Here is a 19,302-nt window from a genome sequence, read left to right as displayed (position 1 = left end):
AGCCCGGGGCGGGCGCTCAGGCCAGCGTTACGCCAGCGTCAGCGCGGCCAGTGCCGCCAGCGGCGCGGTTTCGGCACGCAGCACGCGTGGCCCCAGGGTGACGGGCGCGAAACCCTGCGCGAGGGCCAGGTCTTCCTCGGTGGCGCTCAGGCCCCCTTCGGGGCCCGACAGGAATACCACCGCACCCGCAGCGGCGGTGGCATGCAGCGGCCCGGTGCCGGCGCGCAGCGACAGCAGCAGGCGCGCGCCCTGCGCGGGCGCTGGCGGGTGGGCGCGCAGCCAGCCGGCCAGGTCCACCGCGCCATGCACCACGGGCACGCGGTTGCGCCCGCACTGCTCGCAGGCGGCCACGGCCACGGCCTGCCAGTGGGCCAGTTTTTTGTCGGCGCGCTCGCCCTTGAGCTTGAGCACGCTGCGCTCGGCCACCAGCGGCGTGATGCTGGCCACGCCCAGTTCGGTGGCCTTTTCCACCAGCCAGTCCATGCGCTCGTTGGCGGTGATGCCGGCCAGCAGGTGCACGGCGCGCGGCGCCTCGCGTTCGATGGCGTGGTGGGTGCCGACCAGCACGCGCACATCGCTGCGGCCCATGCGCAGCACGGTGGCGTCGAATTCGCCGCCGGGGGCGTCCGCGCCCTGGCCGCCATGGAACAGCGTGATGCCGTCGCCCGGCTGCAGGCGCAGCACCTGCACATGGCGCGCGGCGCCCGGGGGCAGGTCGATTTCGGCGCCGGTGGCCACGGGGGCCGGGCAGTGGAAACGGGGCATATGCTACTTATTTAATAGCTGTAGATGCTTTTTGAACAAGCGCTAGAGCCATGTTTCTCTTGGAACTTCAGGTGGGCGATGCGGCCCGTCACATCCGGCCGTAGGCGAAGCCTGTCACGGGTTCGGTGCCTTCGATCTGGTCCAGCATCTTGAGCAGCGGCCCCAATTGCCGGTAGCGGTTGGCCGTGGCGCGGATATAGCCCATGAAGCGCGGCGCGTCGGCCAGGTACCGGGGCTTGCCGTCGCGCAGGGTCAGGCGCGCAAAGATGCCGGCCACCTTGAGGTGGCGCTGCAGGCCCATCCACTCCACGGCGCGGTAGAACTCGCCGAAGTCATCGCCCCAGCCGCTGGCGCTGGTGGCGCCCAGCAGACCGGCCTTGCGCGCCTTCTCCCAGTAACGCACGGTAATGTCGATGACGAAATCTTCTTCCCAGCTGATGAAGGCGTCGCGCAGCAGGCTGGCGATGTCGTAGGTGATGGGGCCGTGGACGGCGTCCTGGAAATCCAGCACGCCCAGAGGGCCGCCTTCCTGCAGGGGCGCCATCAGGTTCCGGGTCATGAAGTCGCGGTGCACATAGACCTGCGGGGCGGCCAGGTTGTGGGCCACGATGGCATCGAAGGCGCTTTGCAGCGTTGCCTGCTGTCTGTCATCGAGCGTGACGCCGCGGTGCCGGGCCAGATACCAGTCGGGAAACAGCGCCAGCTCGCGGCGCAGCAGCGCTTCGTCATAGGCCGGCAGCACGCCGGGCCTGGAGGCCTTCTGCCAGTCGAGCAGCACGTCGGTGGCCTGCTGGTACCAGCCGTAGGCGGCCTGGGGGTTTTCGGGCCGCAGCCGCTCGATCAGCGTGGTGCTGCCCAGATCGCTGAGCAGCATGAAACCGCCGGGCGCGTCCCACGCCAGGATCTGCGGCACGTTCAGGCCGGCGGCGGCCATCAGGCCCTGCACCTGCACGAAGGGGCGGCAGTTTTCCTTGTCGGGCGGGGCGTCCATCACGATGCAGCTGGCGCCGGCGGCGCTGTCGATGCGCAGGTAGCGCCGAAAGCTGGCGTCGGCCGATGCCGGGCGCAGGCTGGCGGGCAGCAGCTGGTGGGTGGGGACCAGCGGTGCGAGCCACTGCGCGAACGCTGCCTGCCGGGCTGCATCGGGCCAGCTGACGGGGCTGGCCGGATTGGCGAGGGCGGGCGATGCCGCGGCAAGGGGCGTTGGGGGGGAAGAGGGGTGGCTCATGGATAATCCCATTTTACAAACCCGCCCTGCCTGGCGCGGGCCGTTTTTCAAGCCTTGTCCATATTGCCCGACGTGCCCCGCCGCCCGCCCTCCTTAGTGCAGAACCCCCAACCCCTTTCCCGGCCGGTGCGGCATGCCGCTGCGCGGGCCCGTCGGCCGGGGCTGCACCCTCTGGCCTGTGCCGTGGCGCTGGCCTGGTGCGGCCTGCCGCAGGCTGCTTTGGCGCAGGCCGATGCCCCCAGTGCCTGGGATGCCCCGCCGCTGCGCCGCAGCCCGCAACTGCAGGAGACCCTGCCGGGGGACCTGCGCCCCCAGCTGCCGGTGTTTGTGTCGGGCGACCGCATCACCGGTCAGCCCGATGTGAAGGCCACCATCGACGGCCATGCCGAGCTGCGCCGCGGGGATACCGTGATCCATGCCGATCGCCTGGAGTACACCGTGGCCGACGACCTGGCCCAGGCGCAGGGGAGCGTGCGCATCAACCGGGCCGGCAACACCTATGACGGCTCGGCGCTGGAGCTGCGCGTGGACGCGTTCCAGGGCTTCTTCAGTGACGCGCGTTACCGCTTTCTCAGCACCGGCGCCCATGGCGATTCCACGCGCGTGGATTTCCTGGACCGCGACCGCACCGTGGTGCACACCGCCACTTACACCACTTGCCAGAAAGACGACTCGGCCAGCTGGGAGCCCGACTGGGTGCTGCGCGCCAAGAGCATCCACCTGGACACGGCCGAAGAGGTCGGAACTGCCGAGGGCGCCGTGCTGGAGTTCAAGGGCGTGCCGATACTGCCCATTCCGCACATCAGCTTTCCGCTGTCGGACAAGCGCAAGTCCGGGCTGCTGCCGCCCACGGTGGGCCTGGACAGCCGCAATGGCCTCGAATACATGCAGCCTTACTACTGGAACATCGCCCCCAACCGCGATGCCACGCTGCGCGGCGCTCTCCTGGCCAAGCGCGGCGTCGAGGTCGGGGGGGAGTTCCGGTATCTGGAAAGCGACTACCACGGCCAGGTGGACATCAACCTGATGCCCACGGACAGCCAGCGCGACCGCATGCGCTGGGGCTATTCGGCGCAGCACCAGGGGCAGATCAGCACCCCCGTGGGCGGTGTGGGCCTGAACATCAACCTCAACCGGGTGAGCGACGACAACTACTGGCGCGATTTCCGCCGGGGCCCGCTGCCGCTGCGCGAGCGCCTGTTGCCCAGCGATGCCACCCTGTCATGGGCTGCCGGCGACATGTCGGCCCAGGTGCGCACCCTGAAGTGGCAGGCCCTGCAGGATGTGGCCTCGCCCATCGTGCCGCCCTACAACCTCATGCCCCAGCTGCTGTGGCGCTACACCCCCCAGGACCTGGACCGGGGCCTGGATTTCAACATGGTGGCCGACACCACGCGCTTCGAGGCGGACCGGGCGCTGCCCCACCCGGCCGATGGCCAGCGCAGCTTTGTGCAGGCGCAGCTGAGCCGCCCGTTTCTGGCGCCGGGGGGCTTCGTCATCCCCAAGCTGCAACTGCATGCCACGCAATACCAGTTCGACAACCCACTGAGAAATGGCCAAAGCTCGGCCAGCCGCGCCCTGCCCACCTTCAGCCTGGACAGCGGGCTGGTGTTCGAGCGCGACGCGCGCCTGCTGGGCCGCGCCTTCACGCAGACGCTGGAGCCGCGCGCGTTCTACACCTACACGCCCTATCGCGACCAGCGCTACCTGCCGCTGTACGACACGGCGGCCACCGACTTCAACTTCGGCACCATCTACACCGAAAACTCTTATGGCGGTAATGACCGCCTGGCAGACAACAACCTGTTGACCATGGGCGTGACGACGCGCTTCCTGGATCCCAATACCGGCGCCGAGGCCTTGCGCCTGGGCATCGCCCAGCGCCTGCGCTTCTCCGACCAGAACGTGACCCTGGACAACACGCCCATCAGCGAACGCCTGTCCGATGTGCTGCTCGGAGCCGGCATCAACTGGACACCGCAGTGGGGCTTTGACTCCACCGTGCAATACAACCCCAAGACGGGGCGCTCCATCCGTTCCACCGTGGGCGCGCGCTACAGCCCGGGCAACTTCCGCACCATCAACGCGGTCTATCGCCTGCAGCGCGGCACCAGCGAGCAGATCGACGTGGGCTGGCAGTGGCCGCTGGCGGCCTTGTGGGGCGGGCAAGCTGCGGGCAGCGGCCCGGAGCGCGCCAAGGGCCAGGACGGCGGCCGCTGGTACACCGTGGGCCGCCTCAACTACAGCCTGCGGGACCGCAAGCTGGTCGACACCGTGGTGGGCTTCGAATACGACAGCTGCTGCTGGATTGGCCGGGTGGTGCTGGAGCGCCTGCAAAGCAGCGTGACGACCGCCAACACGCGGCTGCTGTTCCAGATCGAATTCGTCGGTTTCTCGCGCCTGAGTCTGGGCACCAACCCCCTCGACACCCTGAAACGGAATGTGCCGCGTTACCAATACCTGCGCGATCAGGTCAGCACCCCCAGCCGCTTCAGCAACTATGACTAACCTGACACCATGAACCACCGTGCAATTGCTTTGGGCCTGGCGTGCCTGGCATCTTTCGTGACCCATGGCGCTGCGGCGCAGGGCTTGCGCCCGTCGGGGGCTGCGGGAGCGGGCCTCTCGCGCACTTCGCCTGCGGCACCTTCCTTCACCTTGCCCGCTCCCGGTGCGGGCACCGCACTGCGGCAGGCCGATTTCATCGTGGCGGTGGTCAATTCGGAACCTGTCACCAACAACGAGGTGCGGTCCCGGGCAGAACGCGTCGCACAGCAGATGGCCCAGCAGGGCGGCAAGCTGCCACCCCGCGAGGCACTGGCCCGCGAGGTGCTGGAGCGCCTGATCGTGGAAAAGATCCAGCTGCAGCTGGCCCGTGAAGCCGGCATGCGCGTGGATGACTTTGCCGTGGGCCAGGCCGAGGAGAGCGTGGCCAAGCAAAACAGCGTCAGCGTGGCGGAGATGCACCGCCGGCTGGCTGCCGACGGCATCAGCAAGGAGCGCTTTCGCGAAGAGCTGCGCAACCAGCTGCTGCTGCAACGCCTGCGCGAGCGCGATGTGCAGTCCCGGGTGCGCGTGAGCGATCTCGACGTGGACCAGTACCTGCGCGAACAGCAATCGAGTGCGGATGCCTCCAAGGTCGAAATCAACCTGGGCCATATCCTGGTGCGGGTGCCCGAGAACGCCAGCCCGGACCAGGTCGCCGAGCGCCAGGCCCGCGCCCAGCGCGCCGCCGACAAGGCGCGCGCCGGCGAGGACTTTGCGGCCGTGGCCAGAGAGTTCTCGGACGCCCCCGAAGCCAAGACGGCGGGTGGTCTGCTGGGCCTGCGCCCGGCCGACCGGTATCCCGAGCTGTTTGTCAGTGCCACGGCGCAGCTGCCCGTGGGGGGCATTGCCGGGCCCGTGCGTTCCGGGGCGGGTTTTCATGTGCTCAAGATGGCCGACAAGTCCACCGGCGGTGTCTCCACCCTGGTGATCCAGAGCCATGCGCGCCATATCCTGCTGCGCACCGGCCCCCAGCTGACAGAAAGCGCCGCCGCAGCGCGGCTGGCCGATTACCGGCGTCGCATCGTGGCGGGCCGGGCAGACTTTGCCGAGCTGGCGCGCGAGCATTCGCAGGACGGCAGCGCCAAGCAGGGCGGCGATCTGGGCTGGGCCAATCCGGGCCGCTACGTGCCCGAATTCGAGCAGGCCATGGGTGCACTCAAGCCCGGCGAGGTCAGCGAGCCCCTGGTGTCGCGTTTTGGCGTGCACCTGATCCAGCTGGTGGCGCGCCGCGAGGCCAAGCTCACCCAGCGCGAGCAGCGCGACATGGCCCGCGACACGGTGCGCGAGAAGAAGGTCGAGGAGGCCTTCACCAACTGGCTGCAGGAGTTGCGGGGCCGCGCCTACGTCGAATACCGCGAAGCGCCGCAGTGAAGATGGCCGCTGCATGAAACATATTCCCCGCAAGCGCTTCGGCCAGCATTTCCTGTCCGACGGCGGCATCATCGAGGCCATCGTCAGCGCCATCGCACCGCTGCCGGGCCAGCCCATGGTGGAAATCGGCCCTGGCCTGGCCGCGCTGACCCAACCCCTGGTGGAGCGCCTGGGGCGCCTGACGGTGATCGAGCTGGACCGGGACCTGGCCTTGCGGCTGCGGCTGCACGGACAGCTCGATGTCATCGAGTCCGACGTGCTGAAAGTCGATTTCACGCAATTGGCGCAGCAGCTGGGTGTTCCCAAGATCCGGGTGGTCGGCAACCTGCCTTACAACATCTCCACGCCCATCCTGTTCCATCTGCTCGAGCATGTGCAGGCGATCGAAGACCAGCATTTCATGCTGCAAAAAGAGGTGATAGACCGGATGGTGGCGTCGCCCGCCACGTCGGACTACGGGCGGCTCTCGGTGATGCTGCAGTGGCGCTATGCCATGGAGAACGTGCTGTTCGTGCCGCCCGAAAGCTTCGATCCACCGCCGCGCGTGGATAGCGCGGTGGTGCGTATGGTGCCCCACGCCGCACCGGCAGCGGTACGCCCGGCGCTGCTGTCCGAGCTGGTCCAGGTGGCCTTCAGCCAGCGCCGCAAATTGCTGCGCCACACCCTGGGCCGCTGGCTCGAAGGCCGGGGCTTTGCCGGCGCTTTCGATACCCAGCGCCGCGCCGAGGAAGTGCCAGTGCCGGAGTATGTGGCGCTGGCCCTTGCGTTGGATCAAAAAGCATAGCGTCTGGTGCTTGGTGTGTAAGCGCTAGAGCCCTTTTCTATGAAAAAACCCGTCAGAAACGGGTTTTTTTGCGGGTGGCTTGTGGGCCTGCGCTCAGGCGGCTGTCAGCCAGTAGCCCGCGTTGAAGGGGCTGCTCATGCGCAGTGCCAGGGGCGAGATGTCGACCAGTTTGTCGGTCGGCATCTTTTCGGTGGTTTCCGGGTCGATGGCGATGCCCTGGACCGCTGGCGTTTCCTTAGCCTCGTTCGCCCGTTCTGCTTGGCTGGTGGTTGCAGAACGGGCTACAGAAAAGAATAGAAACAGCGGAAGGGAATCTTGCGGTCACCCCAGAAATCTGCCGCATCGCGGAAGATATCGAGCAGCTGCTCCCGTGCTTCCTTGTCGAACTTGCCCGTGGCCGGAATCTGTTCGAGCACGACGATGAAGCCCGGTTGCGGCCCCGACTTGTGCAGCGGATCGGTCATGCAGTCGTAGAGCGCATCGAAATTCTTGCCGAAGTGCGACGGAAAAGTGAACTGCGCGGCAATCAGGTCCAGCACATCCTGTTTGGACTGGGCGTGGGCCAGGTTGGCATACAGAAAATGGTGACCCAGGGAACCCGCGGCATCTTGCAGATCCTGCACGCGAAAAGCGCGAATGGATTGCACGATGTTGGTGCGCACGCCACGCAGTGGCGTTTCCAGGTCTTTACGAAGGGGCGTCTGCATCTCCGTTGCTCTTTCTTTATAAGGTCCAAAAACTTCTGGCTGACCACAAAGCCGCAGGATGCGGGATTCGGGTCGGGAAAACAAGGGGGCCTGCTGCCCACCGCCCCGGCAAGGGCGGGCGGACAACCCATCAGGCATCATTCAACAATCCTGCGAAAACTGGCGTAGTGGTCGCTGGTGTAATAACAGGCATCCGGTACCCGGGGCTTGCCACCACACACGATGCGCCGGGCGCCCCGATTGCGGGCGCCAGGTGTTTTGACGGTGTATTCACGGTAATAGCCACGCTGGTGGGCCGGCAATATCCGTTCACGATTGCCAAAAACCGTGCCGTCCTTGTCGAAAGGAAAAGGACCGCCCTGGTGAATCAGGGCATAGGTCGATCGGCCCTGGGAGGGCAGATCTGTCACGGCGATGGAAGCAATGGAACCGTCGGTGGACGGGGATTGACGGGCGTGCCCGGCAACCGGACCCAGGACCAACGCAACACCCACAACACATAAAACCCCTGCTTTTCGCACTTGGGTGGCTACAGCCTTGAGCATCAACGACACCTTTCAGAAACTACGGGTTAACCCGAAATTTCAACGGGCTAGTGTCGCTCAAAGCCCCCCAAAAAGCAAGCGCCTGCACAAAGATTGGGCAGGCGCCGGGGGTTTTGGGGTGCACAAAAGTTAGTGCACGCTGTTTGTTGAAGGCTTACCGTGCTGCGCTGGCGTCGGCCACGGTGATGGCTGTCATATTCACCAGGCGCCGTACGGTGGTGCTGGGTGTGAGGATGTGCACCGGCTGTGCGGCCCCCAGCAGCACCGGGCCGATGGCAATGTTGCCACCCGCTGCCGTCTTGAGCAGGTTGTAGGAGATGTTGGCGGCGTCGATGTTGGGCAGCACCAGCAGGTTGGCATCGCCCGCCAGGCTGCTGTGGGGCATGAGCGCGGCACGCGCCTTGCCGTCCAGGGCCACGTCGCCGTGCATTTCACCGTCCACTTCCAGCCAGGGCGCCTGCACGCGCAAGAGCTCCAGCGTCTGGCGCATCTTCACGGCACTGGGTTGGTTGCTGGAGCCAAAGTTGGAATGCGACAGCAGCGCGGCCTTGGGCTTGATGCCAAAGCGCATCATTTCCTCGGCCGCCATGATGGTGATCTCGGCCAGCTGCTCGGCCGTGGGGTCGTAGTTCACATGTGTGTCGATGAGGAACACCTGGCGGTCGGGCAGCAGCAGGCCGTTCATGCACGCGTAGGTGTTGACCCCCGCGCGCTTGCCGATCACCTGGTCGATGTACTGCAGGTGGTGTGCCGTCTGGCCCCAGGTGCCGGTGATCAGCCCGTCGACCTCGCCCTTGTGCAGCAGCATGGCGCCAATGAGGGTCAGGCGGCGGCGCATCTCGATCTTGGCGATCGGTGCGGTGATGCCCTTGCGCTCGGTCATGCGGTGGTAGGTCTGCCAGAAGTCGCGGTAGCGATGGTCCTGCTCGACGTTGACCACGTCATAGTCCTGCCCCTCCTTCAGGCGCAGGCCGAACTTCTCGATGCGCTGCGCAATGATGGCCGGGCGGCCGATCAGCGTGGGGCGGGCGATCTTTTCGTCCACCACGATCTGCGCGGCGCGCAGCACGCGCTCTTCCTCGCCCTCGGCGTAGGCCACGCGCTTTTTGGTGGCGGCCTTGGCGGCGGTGAAGATGGGCTTCATGGTGGTGCCCGAGGCGTACACGAAGGTCTGCAGATGGTCGCGGTAGGCGTCCATGTCCGCGATGGGGCGCAGGGCCACGCCGCTGTCAACGGCGGCCTGGGCCACGGCCGGCGCGATCATCATCATCAGGCGCGGATCGAACGGCTTGGGAATCAGGTATTCGGGGCCGAAGGCCAGCGGCTCGCCCACATAGGCCGCGGCCACCACTTCGCTCTGCTCGGCCTGGGCCAGCTCGGCGATGGCGTGCACGGCGGCGATTTCCATCTCCATCGTGATGGTGGTGGCGCCGCAATCGAGCGCACCGCGGAAGATGTAGGGGAAGCACAGGACGTTGTTGACCTGGTTCGGATAGTCCGAGCGGCCCGTGGCCATGATGGCGTCGTCGCGCACGGCCTTCACGTCCTCGGGCTGGATCTCGGGGTTGGGGTTGGCCAGGGCGAAGATCAGGGGGCGCGGTGCCATGCGGGCCACCATATCCTTCTTGAGCACGCCGCCGGCCGACAGGCCCAGGAACACATCGGCGCCCGTGATGATCTCGCCGAGCGTGCGCGCATCGGTCTTTTGCGCGAAAAAGCGCTTGTCCTCGTCCATCAGCTCGGTGCGGCCTTCATAGACCACGCCGGCGATGTCGGTCACCCAGATGTTCTCGCGCGGAATGCCCAGCTTGACCAGCAGGCCCAGGCAGGCCAGTGCCGCGGCGCCCGCGCCCGAGGTCACGAGCTTGATGCTCTGCAGGTCCTTGCCCGCCACCTTCAGGCCGTTGAGGATGGCGGCGCCCACCGTGATCGCCGTGCCGTGCTGGTCGTCATGGAAGACCGGGATCTTCATGCGCTCGCGCAGCTTGCGTTCGATGTAGAAACAGTCGGGGGCCTTGATGTCTTCCAGGTTGATGCCGCCAAAGGTGGGCTCCAGCGCCGCGATGATCTCGACCAGCTTTTCGGGGTCTTTCTCGTTGATCTCGATGTCGAACACATCGATGCCAGAGAACTTCTTGAACAGCACGCCCTTGCCTTCCATCACGGGCTTGCCGGCCAGCGGGCCGATGTCGCCCAGGCCCAGCACGGCCGTGCCGTTGGTCACCACGCCCACCAGGTTGCCGCGGCTGGTGTATTTGAAGGCGGCGTTGGGGTCCTTGACGATTTCTTCGCAGGGCGCGGCGACACCGGGCGAGTAGGCCAGCGCCAGGTCATGCTGGTTGACCATCTGCTTGGTGGCCGCAATCGCAATCTTGCCGGGCTTGGGAAACTCGTGGTATTCGAGGGCGGCCTTGCGCAGGAGCGCACGCTTGTCGGGAAGAGGATGGTTGTCGGCCGTGGTGTTCTCGGGCATCAAGCGTCTCCAGCTTTCAGAAAGTGCCGGGGTCCGCGGTGGATCTGCTCGGGGCGGACCGTCAGCTTTGTAAGGGGAGGTGCATTGTAGGCTGGGTCCCGCGCAAGCCCCAGCGACAAAGTGAAGCCCCCGGCTTTACGGGGGATGGTTGCTGTTCAGAACAACGTGCCCTGAAATGCAAGGTGAATAAGCACCAATAGCTCCGTTTTCAGGAGCGTAGCGCAGACCGGGCACACGCGTCCCTCAGAGCGCATCCAAAGGAAACACCGGACGTTGGACCTGGGAAAAAGGGAACAAGGCGTAGTTCGAGCTCGTCACGCCACTGGGGCTGTCGCATTCGACCAGCGCCTGGGCCAGCGGTCCGAAAACGGGTCGGCAGTACATACGCGACTTCAGCAGCACGAAGCGAAATGCCGTCGGGTCAACCCCCACGCAGCCGAATACGCCCAGATCCCAGGGCTCATGCGGGCGTTCGGTGACCACGATCTGCGCGCGGCCGATGTCCAGCAGCACGGTGCGCCCCATGCCGCAACGCTGGCCGGTATAGATCGGGCCGGTGACGGTGTATTCACCATCGCTGATGGCCAGCACGCGGCCCGTGACCTGCAGTGGTTGCTTGGCAATGCCCAGCTGGGTGAGCGGCACCTTGTTGCCCAGCGCCAGATCCACATGAGCGCCCACGCCCGCCTGCACCAGCACCTGCACTGCCTGGGGATCGCACAGCGGCCCCATGGCGATGCCGTCCAGCCCCTGCGCCAGCGCGGCCTGGAGGACGTCCATGGCGTCGCAGGTGCCACCAGACATGCAGTTGTCGCTGTGGTCCAGCAGCAGCACGGGGCGGCTGGCACCCTGCGCCAGCGTCTGCGCCCGTGCCAGCGAGTCCTGCAGCGGCTCGCTGTCGTAGACGAACTGGGTCCGGTCGTCCCATATCTGGCGCGCGATGCGGTCGGCCACGGCCTGTGCGGCCTGCGGATCGCTGGCGTGGCCCGTGACCACCACGCTCATGCAGGGCGCTGCGATGTCGGCCAGCGAGAACCCTGCGAACACCGTCACCGCTGGCATGCCCGCGTGCTCGGCGGCGCGTGCGGCGTCCACTGCGCGCAGCATGGCGCCTTCCAGCGTGGTGCTGCGCAGCGTGTGGCCCATCAACGGCAAGGGGTGCCAGCGCACGCAGTGGCGCGGGCCGCCCTGCAGCAAGGCCAGCAGCAGCCGTCCGGCATGTGCGCCGGTTTCATACATGTCCACATGGGGGTAGGTCTTGAAGCCGACCACCACATCGGCATGGTCGACCATTCTTTGCGTGATGTTGCCGTGCAGGTCCAGCGCCACGCCAATGGGTACGCCGGGCGCGGCGGCGCGCAGGCGCGCCAGCAGGTCGCCTTCGCCATCGGCGCTGTTCTCGGCCATCATGGCGCCGTGCAGGTCGAGCAGGATGGCGTCGCAGCCGGGCGCCGCGCTGACGATGCGTTCGGTCAGTGCATCGTAGGCCGTGGCATGCACCTTGCCGCTGGGGTTGGCCGTGGCCGATACCGGCGTGACCAGCGTGGCACCCAGGCCTTCGGCCAGGTCGATGAAGGCCGCCATGGCGGTGCGCATGCCCTTGTTGTCGCGGTAGGCCGCGTCGCCGTAGGTGGGCGCGAACGATTCGAGCGGCGTGGGGACGGGCGAGAAGGTGTTGGTCTCGTGGTTCAGCCGGGCGATCAGGATTTTCATGCCACCACCCCGGCGCTGCGCAGCATGGCCTGCAGCAGCACATTGCAGCCGGCCTCCAGGTGGTCGGGCTGGGCGTCCTCGATCTCGTTGTGGCTGATGCCGTCCGCGCATGGCACGAAGACCATGGCCGTGGGCGCCAGCCGTGCCAGGTAGACGGCGTCGTGGCCGGCACCGCTGACCACGGCCATGGCGCTGTAACCCAGCGCCTGCGCGCCGCTGCGAATGCCCTCCACCAGGTCCGGCGTGAAGGGCTGGGGCGGGAAATACACCACCTGCTGCACGTCGATGCCCAGCTTGCGTTCACTGGCAATGCGCGCGCAGGTGCGGCGCAGGTCGGCGTCCATTTCCAGCAGCACGGCGTCGTCGCCCGCGCGCAGGTCCACGCTCATGCGGACCTTGCCCGGAATGACGTTGCGCGAGTTCGGGAACACCTCCAGCGCCCCCACCGTGCCGCGCGCATGCGGCGCGCGCTCCAGTGCCATGCGGTTGACTTCGGCCACGAGCTCGCTGGCGGCCAGCAACGCGTCGCGGCGCAGTCCCATCGGCGTGGGGCCCGCATGCGCCTCCATGCCCTGAACCACGACGTCGTACCAGCGCTGGCCCAGCGCGCCTTGCACCACGCCGATCACGCGGTCGTTGGCTTCCAGCACGGGGCCTTGCTCGATATGGGCTTCGAAATAGGCACCGATGGCGGGCGTGGGGCCTTGCTGCCCGGCATAGCCAATGGCCGCCAGCGCATCACCGACGCTGACGCCCTGGGCATCGCGCTGCGCCAACGCATGCTCCAGCGTGAAGGCGCCAGCGAACACGCCCGAGCCCATCATCACGGGAACGAAGCGCGAGCCCTCCTCGTTGGTCCACACCACGACTTCGATCGGCGCCTGCGTCTGGATGCCGGCATCGTTCAGGCTGCGCACCACCTCCAGGCCGGCCAGCACGCCGTAGTTGCCGTCGAACTTGCCGCCCGTGGGCTGGGTGTCGATGTGGCTGCCGGTCATGACGGGTGGCAGGTTGTCATCGCGGCCGCTGCGGCGCGCGAAGATGTTGCCGATGGCATCGATGCGGATGCTGCAGCCGGCCTCGCGCGCCCATCGCACGAACAGGTCGCGGCCCTGGCCATCGAGCGCGGTCAGGGCCAGGCGGCACACGCCACCCTTGGGCGTGGCACCGATTTGCGCCAGATCCATCAGCGACTGCCACAGGCGTGCGCCGTCGATTCTTGTGTCCGTGGCGGCAGGGAAAGAGGTCAGGGTGTTCATGGTGGTGCTCGACAGAATTTCAGACCAGGCCAACGCCCAGGTAGCGGTCCTTGACCGCGTCGTCGGCCAGGAAGGCAGCGTTGTTCGCAGCGTGCACGATGGCACCCTGCTCGATGATGTAGTGCCGGTCGGCCAGCTGGGTACAGACCTCCAGGTTCTGCTCGACCAGCAAAATGGCCACGCCCGCCGCCTTGATGGTTTTGAGCTGGGCGACGATTTCCTCGACGATCACGGGCGCCAGTCCCTCCACGGGCTCGTCGAGCATCAGCAGCCTGGGTGCGTTCATGAGCGCGCGGCCAATGGCCAGCATCTGCTGCTCGCCACCCGAGAGCTGGCCGCCGCCGTTGCCGCGCCGCTCTTTCAGGCGCGGGAAGATGCGGTAGATGTTTTCCAGTTGCCAGGGTGAGTGCTTGCGTTGGCCCAGCAGCAGGTTTTCTTCGACGGTGAGCAGCTTGAAGACGCCGCGGTGCTCTGGCACCAGGCACACGCCGCGCTGGGCGATCGTGTGCGGCGCCAGGCCCTGCAGGTCCTGGCCGGCGAAGCGGATGCGGCCCTGCGTGGGCGGCACCACCCCGCAGATGCTCTTGAGCGTGGTTGTCTTGCCCGCGCCATTGCGCCCCAGCAGGGTGACCAGTTCGCCATCGCCGATGTGCAGCGAGATGCCTTGCAGCACATGGCTTTTGCCGTAGTGGGCATGCAGGTGGTCGATGCCGAGAATCATGCCTTGCCTCCGGTGATCATGTTGCCCAGGTAGGCGCTGCGCACCCGGTCGTCGTTGCGGATGTCATGCGGCAGACCCTCGGCCAGCACGCGGCCCAGCTGCATCACGGTCACGGTGTCGGAAATGTCCATCACGATGCCCATGTTGTGTTCGATCAGCACCACGGTGTGCTCGTCCTTGAGGCCCTGGATCAGGCGCTTCATGTCGTCCAGGTCATCGATGCCCATGCCCGAGGTCGGCTCGTCGAGAAAAATCGCCTTGGGCCGGGCCGCCAGCGCCATGCCTACCTCCAGCCGCCGCTGCTGCCCGTGCGAGAGATTGCCCACGGGTGTTTCGGCATGGCGCTCCAGTCCGAGCCGCGCGAGCACGCTGGCCACCGCGTCAGCCTGGGCGCGCGCGCCCACCGGCGCATGCCAGCAATTGAGGGCGTGGGCGGGCGCCGTGCCTTGCGCGGCCAGGCGCAGGTTCTCGCGCACCGGCAGCGTGAGGAACAGGCTGGTGACCTGGAACGAGCGCGCCATGCCGCGCTGCACGCGACGGTGGTCCGGTTCGCGCGTGACGTCGTGGCCATCGAACAGAATGCGGCCGCCGCTCACGCTCTTGGTGCCCGTGAGCATGTGGAACAAGGTGGTTTTGCCCGCACCGTTCGGGCCGATCACGGAATGCACGGTGTTGGCGCGCACCTTCAGGTCCACGCCGGCCAGGGCGGCGAACTTGTCGTAGCGTTTTTCCACTCCAACGGCTTCGAGCAGGACGGGCGCGCTCATGCGGGGTCTCCTTGGGTCTTGGCGGCATCGGCCGCCGGGTTCCTGCGCCGCACCAGCGCCCACAGCGTCTCGCCCAGGCCCCACAGGCCGCGCTGCATGCCCAGGCTGACGACCATCAGCACCACGCCCAGCAACAGCAGCCAGCGCGGCCACAGTGTGGACAGCCAGTCGCCCATCAGCAGATAGAACGCCGAGCCCAGCAGCGAGGCCAGCAGGTTGCCGGTGCCGCCGATCACGGTCATCACCAGGATCATTTCGCTGGTGTGGTACTCGGCGTTGGCCAGCGGCGCGATGCCGGTCATCATGGCGTGCAGCGCTCCCGCCAGACCGGTAACGGCGCCAGAGATCACGAAGGCCTGCAGCTTGAGCAAACGCAGGTTGTAGCCAATGGCGCCGGCGCGTTCCTCGTTGTCGCGCACGGCCAGCAGGGTGCGGCCGAAGATCGAGGCCGAAGCCTTCTGCAACAGCCAGAACGCCATCAGGAACACCGCGGCGACAAAGCCGTAGTACTGCCAGGGCGACGCGAGCGGCCACAGCGTGAAGCCCGCCACGGCGATCGAGGGACGCGGAATGTCCAGCAGGCCGTTGTCGCCACCCGTGAGCCCAGGGAACGAGTAGGCCAGAAAGTAGAACATCTGCGCGAACGCCAAGGTCAGCATGACGAAGTAGGTGCCGCGCTGCCGGATGGCGACCCAGCCCACGATCGCCGCGCCCAGCGCGCCCATCGCGACGGCGGCGGCCAACGCCAGCGGCATGGGCAGCGGCCAGCGCGTGAGCGTCAGGGCAATGGTGTAGCTGCCCAGGCCAAAGAAAATGCCCTGGCCGAATGACAGCAAACCGGTGTAGCCCAGCAGCAGATTGCAGCCCATGGCCGCGAGGCCGAAGATCAGCACCTCGCTGGCCAGCGAACCCGACTGCATGGTCAGTGGCATGACCAGAACGACGGCGAGGGCCAGCAGCAAGTGGGTATGTTTGCGCATCGTGTTCATCCTTTGCGGCCCAGAAGGCCATGCGGGCGCAGCAGCAGCACGGCTGCCATGGCGACGTAGATCATCAGGCGCGCGCCCTCGGGCCACACGGTGCTCATCACGCTCTGCACGACGCCGATCAGCAAGCCACCCGCCAGGGCGCCGCCAAAGCTGCCCATGCCGCCCACAACCACGATGACGAAGGCGACACCCAGCGCTTCGATGCCCATGAAGGGTTCGGCGCCACGGATCGGTGCGGCCAGCACGCCCGCGAGCGCGGCGGTGGCCGCACCCAGCGCGAACACCAGGCTGAAGATGCGAAAGACATTGATGCCGAGCAAGGACACCATTTCGGTCGACTCACTGCCGGCACGCACCGCGCTGCCCAGGCGTGTGCCTTCCAGCACATACCAGAGCCCCACCGCCAGCACCGCCGTGAAACCAATCACGAACAGGCGGTATTTGGGGTAGACAAAGCTGCCCCACATCACCACGCCCTGCAGCAGATCGGGCACGGGAACGGTGTCGCCCAGCGGCCCCCATTGCAGAATGACCAGTTCCTGGACCACCAGCGCCAGGCCCACGGTCACCAGGATGTGGAACTCATGCGGCTTGGCGTACACATGGCGCAGCAACAGCTTCTCGGTGAGCCAGCCGACGATGCCGACCACCACAGGAACGACGACCAACGCCAGCCAGAAGTTCAAACCCCAGCGCATCATCTGGTAACAGAAGTACGCGCCCAGCAGGTAAAACGCGCCATGCGCAAAATTCACGAAGCGCAGCAGGCCGAAAACAATGGACAAGCCTACGGCCAGCAGGAAGTACAGCATCCCGATGCCGACCCCGTTAATGACCTGCAGCAGATAGATGCTCATAGGATTTCTGGAACAAGAGGAGAGCCCCGGCAGCTGCGCAGGAGCTGCTGCCGGACCCTGAGAACAGGGTGGTGTTGCAAGGGACGCACGATCCTTGCCTGGTGTGGGGTCAGGCCAGCTTGCAGCCAGTCTGCTCCAGCGGCAGGAAGGACTGGCCGGAACTCACGACGTCCACGTAGTCGTCTTTGTTGGCCATCTTGGCCTTGGCCTTGCCCTTGAGCAGGTAGTACTTCTTGAGTACCTGGTGGTCGCCTTTGCGGATCTCTTCCTCGCCGGTCAGGCCCTGGTACTTCATGCCTTCCAGCGCTGCCACCACGGCCTTGGGCTCCACCGTGCCGGCCTTGATGATGCCGTCGATCAGCAGCTTGGTGCAGATGTAGGAGCCCGCCAGGCTGTAGTTGGGGTTGGCCTTGAACTTGTCGTTCGCGCGCTTGACCAGGTCCAGATTCAGTGGCGTGTTGGTGGTGTGCCAGTACTGTGCGCCGAAGTACACGCCTTCGCACAGGTCTGCACCCAGCGACTCGAACTGCTCCAGGCCCGAGGCCCAGGCGATCAGGATGGTCATGTTCTTGTGCATGCCAAAGCTCACGGCCTGGCGCAGCGCATCGGATGACTGCGAGCCGAAGTTGAGCAACAGCAGCACATCGGGCTTGGCCGCGATGGCATTGGTCAGGTAGCCGCTGAACTCCTTTTCGGCGAGCGAGTGGTAGCTGTTGCCCACATGCTCCAGGCCCTTTTCCTTGAAGATGTTCTTGGCCGCGGACAACAGGCCGTCGCCAAACACGTATTGCGGCGTGATGGTGTACCAGCGCTTGGCCTTGGGGTTGGCCTCGATCAGCGGCCGCACGGTCTGCTCGATCGCACCGAAGGTGGGTACCGACCAGCGAAAGGTTGCAGGGTTGCAGTCCTTGCCCGTGATCTCGTCCGCGCCAGCGGTGGTGATGAAAATGCTGCCTGTCTTTTCAGCTTCCTTGCCCATGGCCAGCGCCTCGGACGACAGGATGCCGCCGGCAAAGAAACGCGTTCCCAGTTGCTGCGACGACTCCTGCACCTTGCGCACCGCCGTGGCGGGCTTGCCTTCGGTGTCGAGGACCGTGTAGGCCAGGGGGCGCTTGAGCACGCTGCCGTACTGTTCGATCGCCAGCTTCATGCCCAGGTCGGCGAACTTGCCGTTGGCCGCGAACGCGCCCGACATGGGCACCGGACAGCCGAACTGGATGGCGCCCGTGGACTGGGCCCACGCACTGCGGGCCAATCCCAACGAAGCGGGCAGTGCGCCCAAAGCCGAGAGCTGCAGAAGTTGACGACGGTGCATGAATATCTCCTGTGGATGGACAAAGGCCCGATGGCCGGCGGTGAGGTGCGTTCGTAGAAGCACTATGCGTGCCAGTACGGGCTGCGCCAGTTCACCCTGTGGGCGTCTGGCGCGCAGAATCTTGTGTCCTGCTTTTTTCCTATTTATAGTGATAAATATAAAAAATAGGGCGCGTGAAAACCCTAGGCGCCATTCCATTGCACACTTGCGGTGCATACACTGCACCATCAGCGCGCCCGCGTCGCACCCCGCGCGCTGGACAGACCAGAGCACAACCCGACATGGCAACGAAAACGACGGGGCAACGCCCAATCAAGCAACTCAAGCGGCCCGATCTGGTGGCCCAGGAAATCAAGCGGCTGATCACCGAAAAAAATCTCAGCCCCGGCGACAGACTACCGCGCGAGAGCGAGCTGCAGACCCATTTCGACGTCAGCAAGGGCACCATCCGCGAGGCATTGAAATCCTTGGAAGTACAAGGCCTGGTGACCATCTCGACGGGCCCGTCGGGCGGTGGCACCATCGCCGAGGTGCCACTCGACCGCACGCTGCAGTTCATGCAGAACTACCTGTTTTTCCAGGAAGTGACGATCGACAACATCTACACCGTGCGCCAGCTGCTCGAGCCCGAACTGGCGGCCGGCGCTGTGCCACACCTGACCGAAGCCGATTTTGCGGCGCTGGAGCACAGCATCAGCTGCTGCGACCCGACACGCAGCAACGAGGACCTTGTCAGCCAGCGCCGCGAAGACGTGAACTTTCACGACATCCTGGCGGCGGCCAACCCCAATCCGTTCCTGCGCTTCACTTGCGAGCTGATCAACGAAATGATTCGCCAGCTCATCGTTTTCGGCAACCGCACTCCCAAGGCGGAGCACCGGCGCTTCGGCGAGGCCAACGCGCAGATCCACCGCGATATCGTGCAGGCGGCGCGCGCGCGCGACACGGAGAGGGTGCGCGAACTCATGGCCATCCACATGCGCGAGGCAGCCAGCAGTGTCAAGCGCATGAAGGGGCGCATCCAGGGCCGCTTGATATTGGACGCGGACTCGCTGCGCCGGCCTCGGTCCGCGCATGTACGGCCTGAATAACCCACGTACCCCATCCAGAGGCAGTGCTGTCCGGCCGCTGCCGAGGATGGCAGGTCAGTTGGCCGATTGGTGCGGTACCGCCCGAAACAGCAGGGGCGCAAAAGCGCTGCCAGTGCTTGTCCAGAAAGCGCTGGCAGCGATCCAACAGAGAGTTTTTGGCGTGGTGACGG

Annotated in this window: 16 protein-coding genes; 4 read left to right on the top strand and 12 right to left on the bottom strand. The window is 66.1% G+C overall.

Annotated features, from left to right (window positions below; translation table 11 throughout):
* Positions 1-27: 27 nt before the first annotated feature.
* Both AC1Q5S_RS04120 and AC1Q5S_RS04115 read right to left on the bottom strand, forming a co-directional pair.
* Positions 28-765: a 16S rRNA (uracil(1498)-N(3))-methyltransferase gene (locus tag AC1Q5S_RS04120; RefSeq protein ID WP_492238376.1), complete on the bottom strand. Its 738-nt coding sequence runs from the start codon at positions 763-765 to the stop codon at positions 28-30.
* A gap of 88 nt (positions 766-853) precedes the next feature.
* Positions 854-1,993, bottom strand: a complete 1,140-nt coding sequence (locus AC1Q5S_RS04115) for an aminoglycoside phosphotransferase family protein (protein ID WP_492238375.1) — start codon at positions 1,991-1,993, stop codon at positions 854-856.
* Positions 1,994-2,089: 96 nt separating this feature from the next.
* Between AC1Q5S_RS04115 and AC1Q5S_RS04110 the strand changes: the two genes are divergently transcribed.
* From AC1Q5S_RS04110 to rsmA, 3 genes are read left to right on the top strand one after another with little or no spacing between them, the layout of a single operon-like run.
* Positions 2,090-4,501 carry an LPS-assembly protein LptD gene (locus AC1Q5S_RS04110; protein ID WP_492238409.1) on the top strand — a complete coding sequence of 804 codons (2,412 nt, stop codon included), beginning with the start codon at positions 2,090-2,092 and terminating at the stop codon, positions 4,499-4,501.
* A gap of 9 nt (positions 4,502-4,510) precedes the next feature.
* The gene (locus tag AC1Q5S_RS04105) at positions 4,511-5,911 is read left to right on the top strand and encodes a peptidylprolyl isomerase (protein WP_492238374.1); all 1,401 of its coding nucleotides are present in this window, start codon (positions 4,511-4,513) and stop codon (positions 5,909-5,911) included.
* A 13-nt stretch (positions 5,912-5,924) separates the two neighbouring features.
* Positions 5,925-6,695 carry a 16S rRNA (adenine(1518)-N(6)/adenine(1519)-N(6))-dimethyltransferase RsmA gene (gene rsmA, locus AC1Q5S_RS04100; protein WP_303837618.1) on the top strand — a complete coding sequence of 257 codons (771 nt, stop codon included), beginning with the start codon at positions 5,925-5,927 and terminating at the stop codon, positions 6,693-6,695.
* A 281-nt stretch (positions 6,696-6,976) separates the two neighbouring features.
* On the opposite strand, the gene AC1Q5S_RS04095 is transcribed toward rsmA, so the two are convergent.
* The 10 genes from AC1Q5S_RS04095 to AC1Q5S_RS04050 all read right to left on the bottom strand — a co-directional run bounded on the left by AC1Q5S_RS04095 (position 6,977) and on the right by AC1Q5S_RS04050 (position 18,041).
* Positions 6,977-7,402 (bottom strand): barstar family protein, encoded by a 426-nt coding sequence (locus AC1Q5S_RS04095; RefSeq protein WP_303837616.1) that lies wholly within the window; start codon positions 7,400-7,402, stop codon positions 6,977-6,979.
* A gap of 137 nt (positions 7,403-7,539) precedes the next feature.
* Positions 7,540-7,947, bottom strand: a complete 408-nt coding sequence (locus tag AC1Q5S_RS04090; protein ID WP_492238408.1) for a guanyl-specific ribonuclease — start codon at positions 7,945-7,947, stop codon at positions 7,540-7,542.
* 154 nt (positions 7,948-8,101) lie between these two features.
* Positions 8,102-10,420 (bottom strand): NADP-dependent malic enzyme, encoded by a 2,319-nt coding sequence (locus AC1Q5S_RS04085; protein WP_422204894.1) that lies wholly within the window; start codon positions 10,418-10,420, stop codon positions 8,102-8,104.
* A gap of 243 nt (positions 10,421-10,663) precedes the next feature.
* Positions 10,664-12,133, bottom strand: coding sequence for a M81 family metallopeptidase (locus AC1Q5S_RS04080; RefSeq protein ID WP_492238373.1), 1,470 nt, complete (start codon positions 12,131-12,133; stop codon positions 10,664-10,666).
* Positions 12,130-13,392 (bottom strand): Zn-dependent hydrolase, encoded by a 1,263-nt coding sequence (locus AC1Q5S_RS04075; protein ID WP_303838285.1) that lies wholly within the window; start codon positions 13,390-13,392, stop codon positions 12,130-12,132. The genes AC1Q5S_RS04080 and AC1Q5S_RS04075 overlap by 4 nt, the downstream gene beginning before the upstream one ends.
* Before the next feature lie 19 nt (positions 13,393-13,411).
* On the bottom strand, positions 13,412-14,113 hold the full coding sequence (locus AC1Q5S_RS04070) for an ABC transporter ATP-binding protein (RefSeq protein ID WP_303837348.1): 702 nt from the start codon (positions 14,111-14,113) through the stop codon (positions 13,412-13,414).
* Positions 14,110-14,880 (bottom strand): ABC transporter ATP-binding protein, encoded by a 771-nt coding sequence (locus AC1Q5S_RS04065; protein ID WP_303837345.1) that lies wholly within the window; start codon positions 14,878-14,880, stop codon positions 14,110-14,112. Before AC1Q5S_RS04065 ends, AC1Q5S_RS04070 begins: the two co-directional genes overlap by 4 nt.
* On the bottom strand, positions 14,877-15,860 hold the full coding sequence (locus AC1Q5S_RS04060; RefSeq protein ID WP_303837343.1) for a branched-chain amino acid ABC transporter permease: 984 nt from the start codon (positions 15,858-15,860) through the stop codon (positions 14,877-14,879). The genes AC1Q5S_RS04065 and AC1Q5S_RS04060 overlap by 4 nt, the downstream gene beginning before the upstream one ends.
* 5 nt (positions 15,861-15,865) lie before the next feature.
* Positions 15,866-16,726 (bottom strand): branched-chain amino acid ABC transporter permease, encoded by an 861-nt coding sequence (locus tag AC1Q5S_RS04055; protein WP_492238372.1) that lies wholly within the window; start codon positions 16,724-16,726, stop codon positions 15,866-15,868.
* A 109-nt stretch (positions 16,727-16,835) separates the two neighbouring features.
* Positions 16,836-18,041, bottom strand: a complete 1,206-nt coding sequence (locus AC1Q5S_RS04050; protein ID WP_492238371.1) for an ABC transporter substrate-binding protein — start codon at positions 18,039-18,041, stop codon at positions 16,836-16,838.
* 281 nt (positions 18,042-18,322) lie between these two features.
* Here AC1Q5S_RS04050 and AC1Q5S_RS04045 point away from each other — a divergent pair, with 281 nt between their 5' ends.
* Positions 18,323-19,132 (top strand): FadR/GntR family transcriptional regulator, encoded by an 810-nt coding sequence (locus AC1Q5S_RS04045; protein WP_422204886.1) that lies wholly within the window; start codon positions 18,323-18,325, stop codon positions 19,130-19,132.
* The last annotated feature ends 170 nt before the right edge of the window (positions 19,133-19,302 follow it).

This window comes from Acidovorax sp. GW835-FHT14B10, assembly GCF_058793725.1.
The sequence above is the reverse complement of the archived record's forward strand: the minus strand, read 5'-3'. Positions and strand labels throughout refer to the sequence as shown.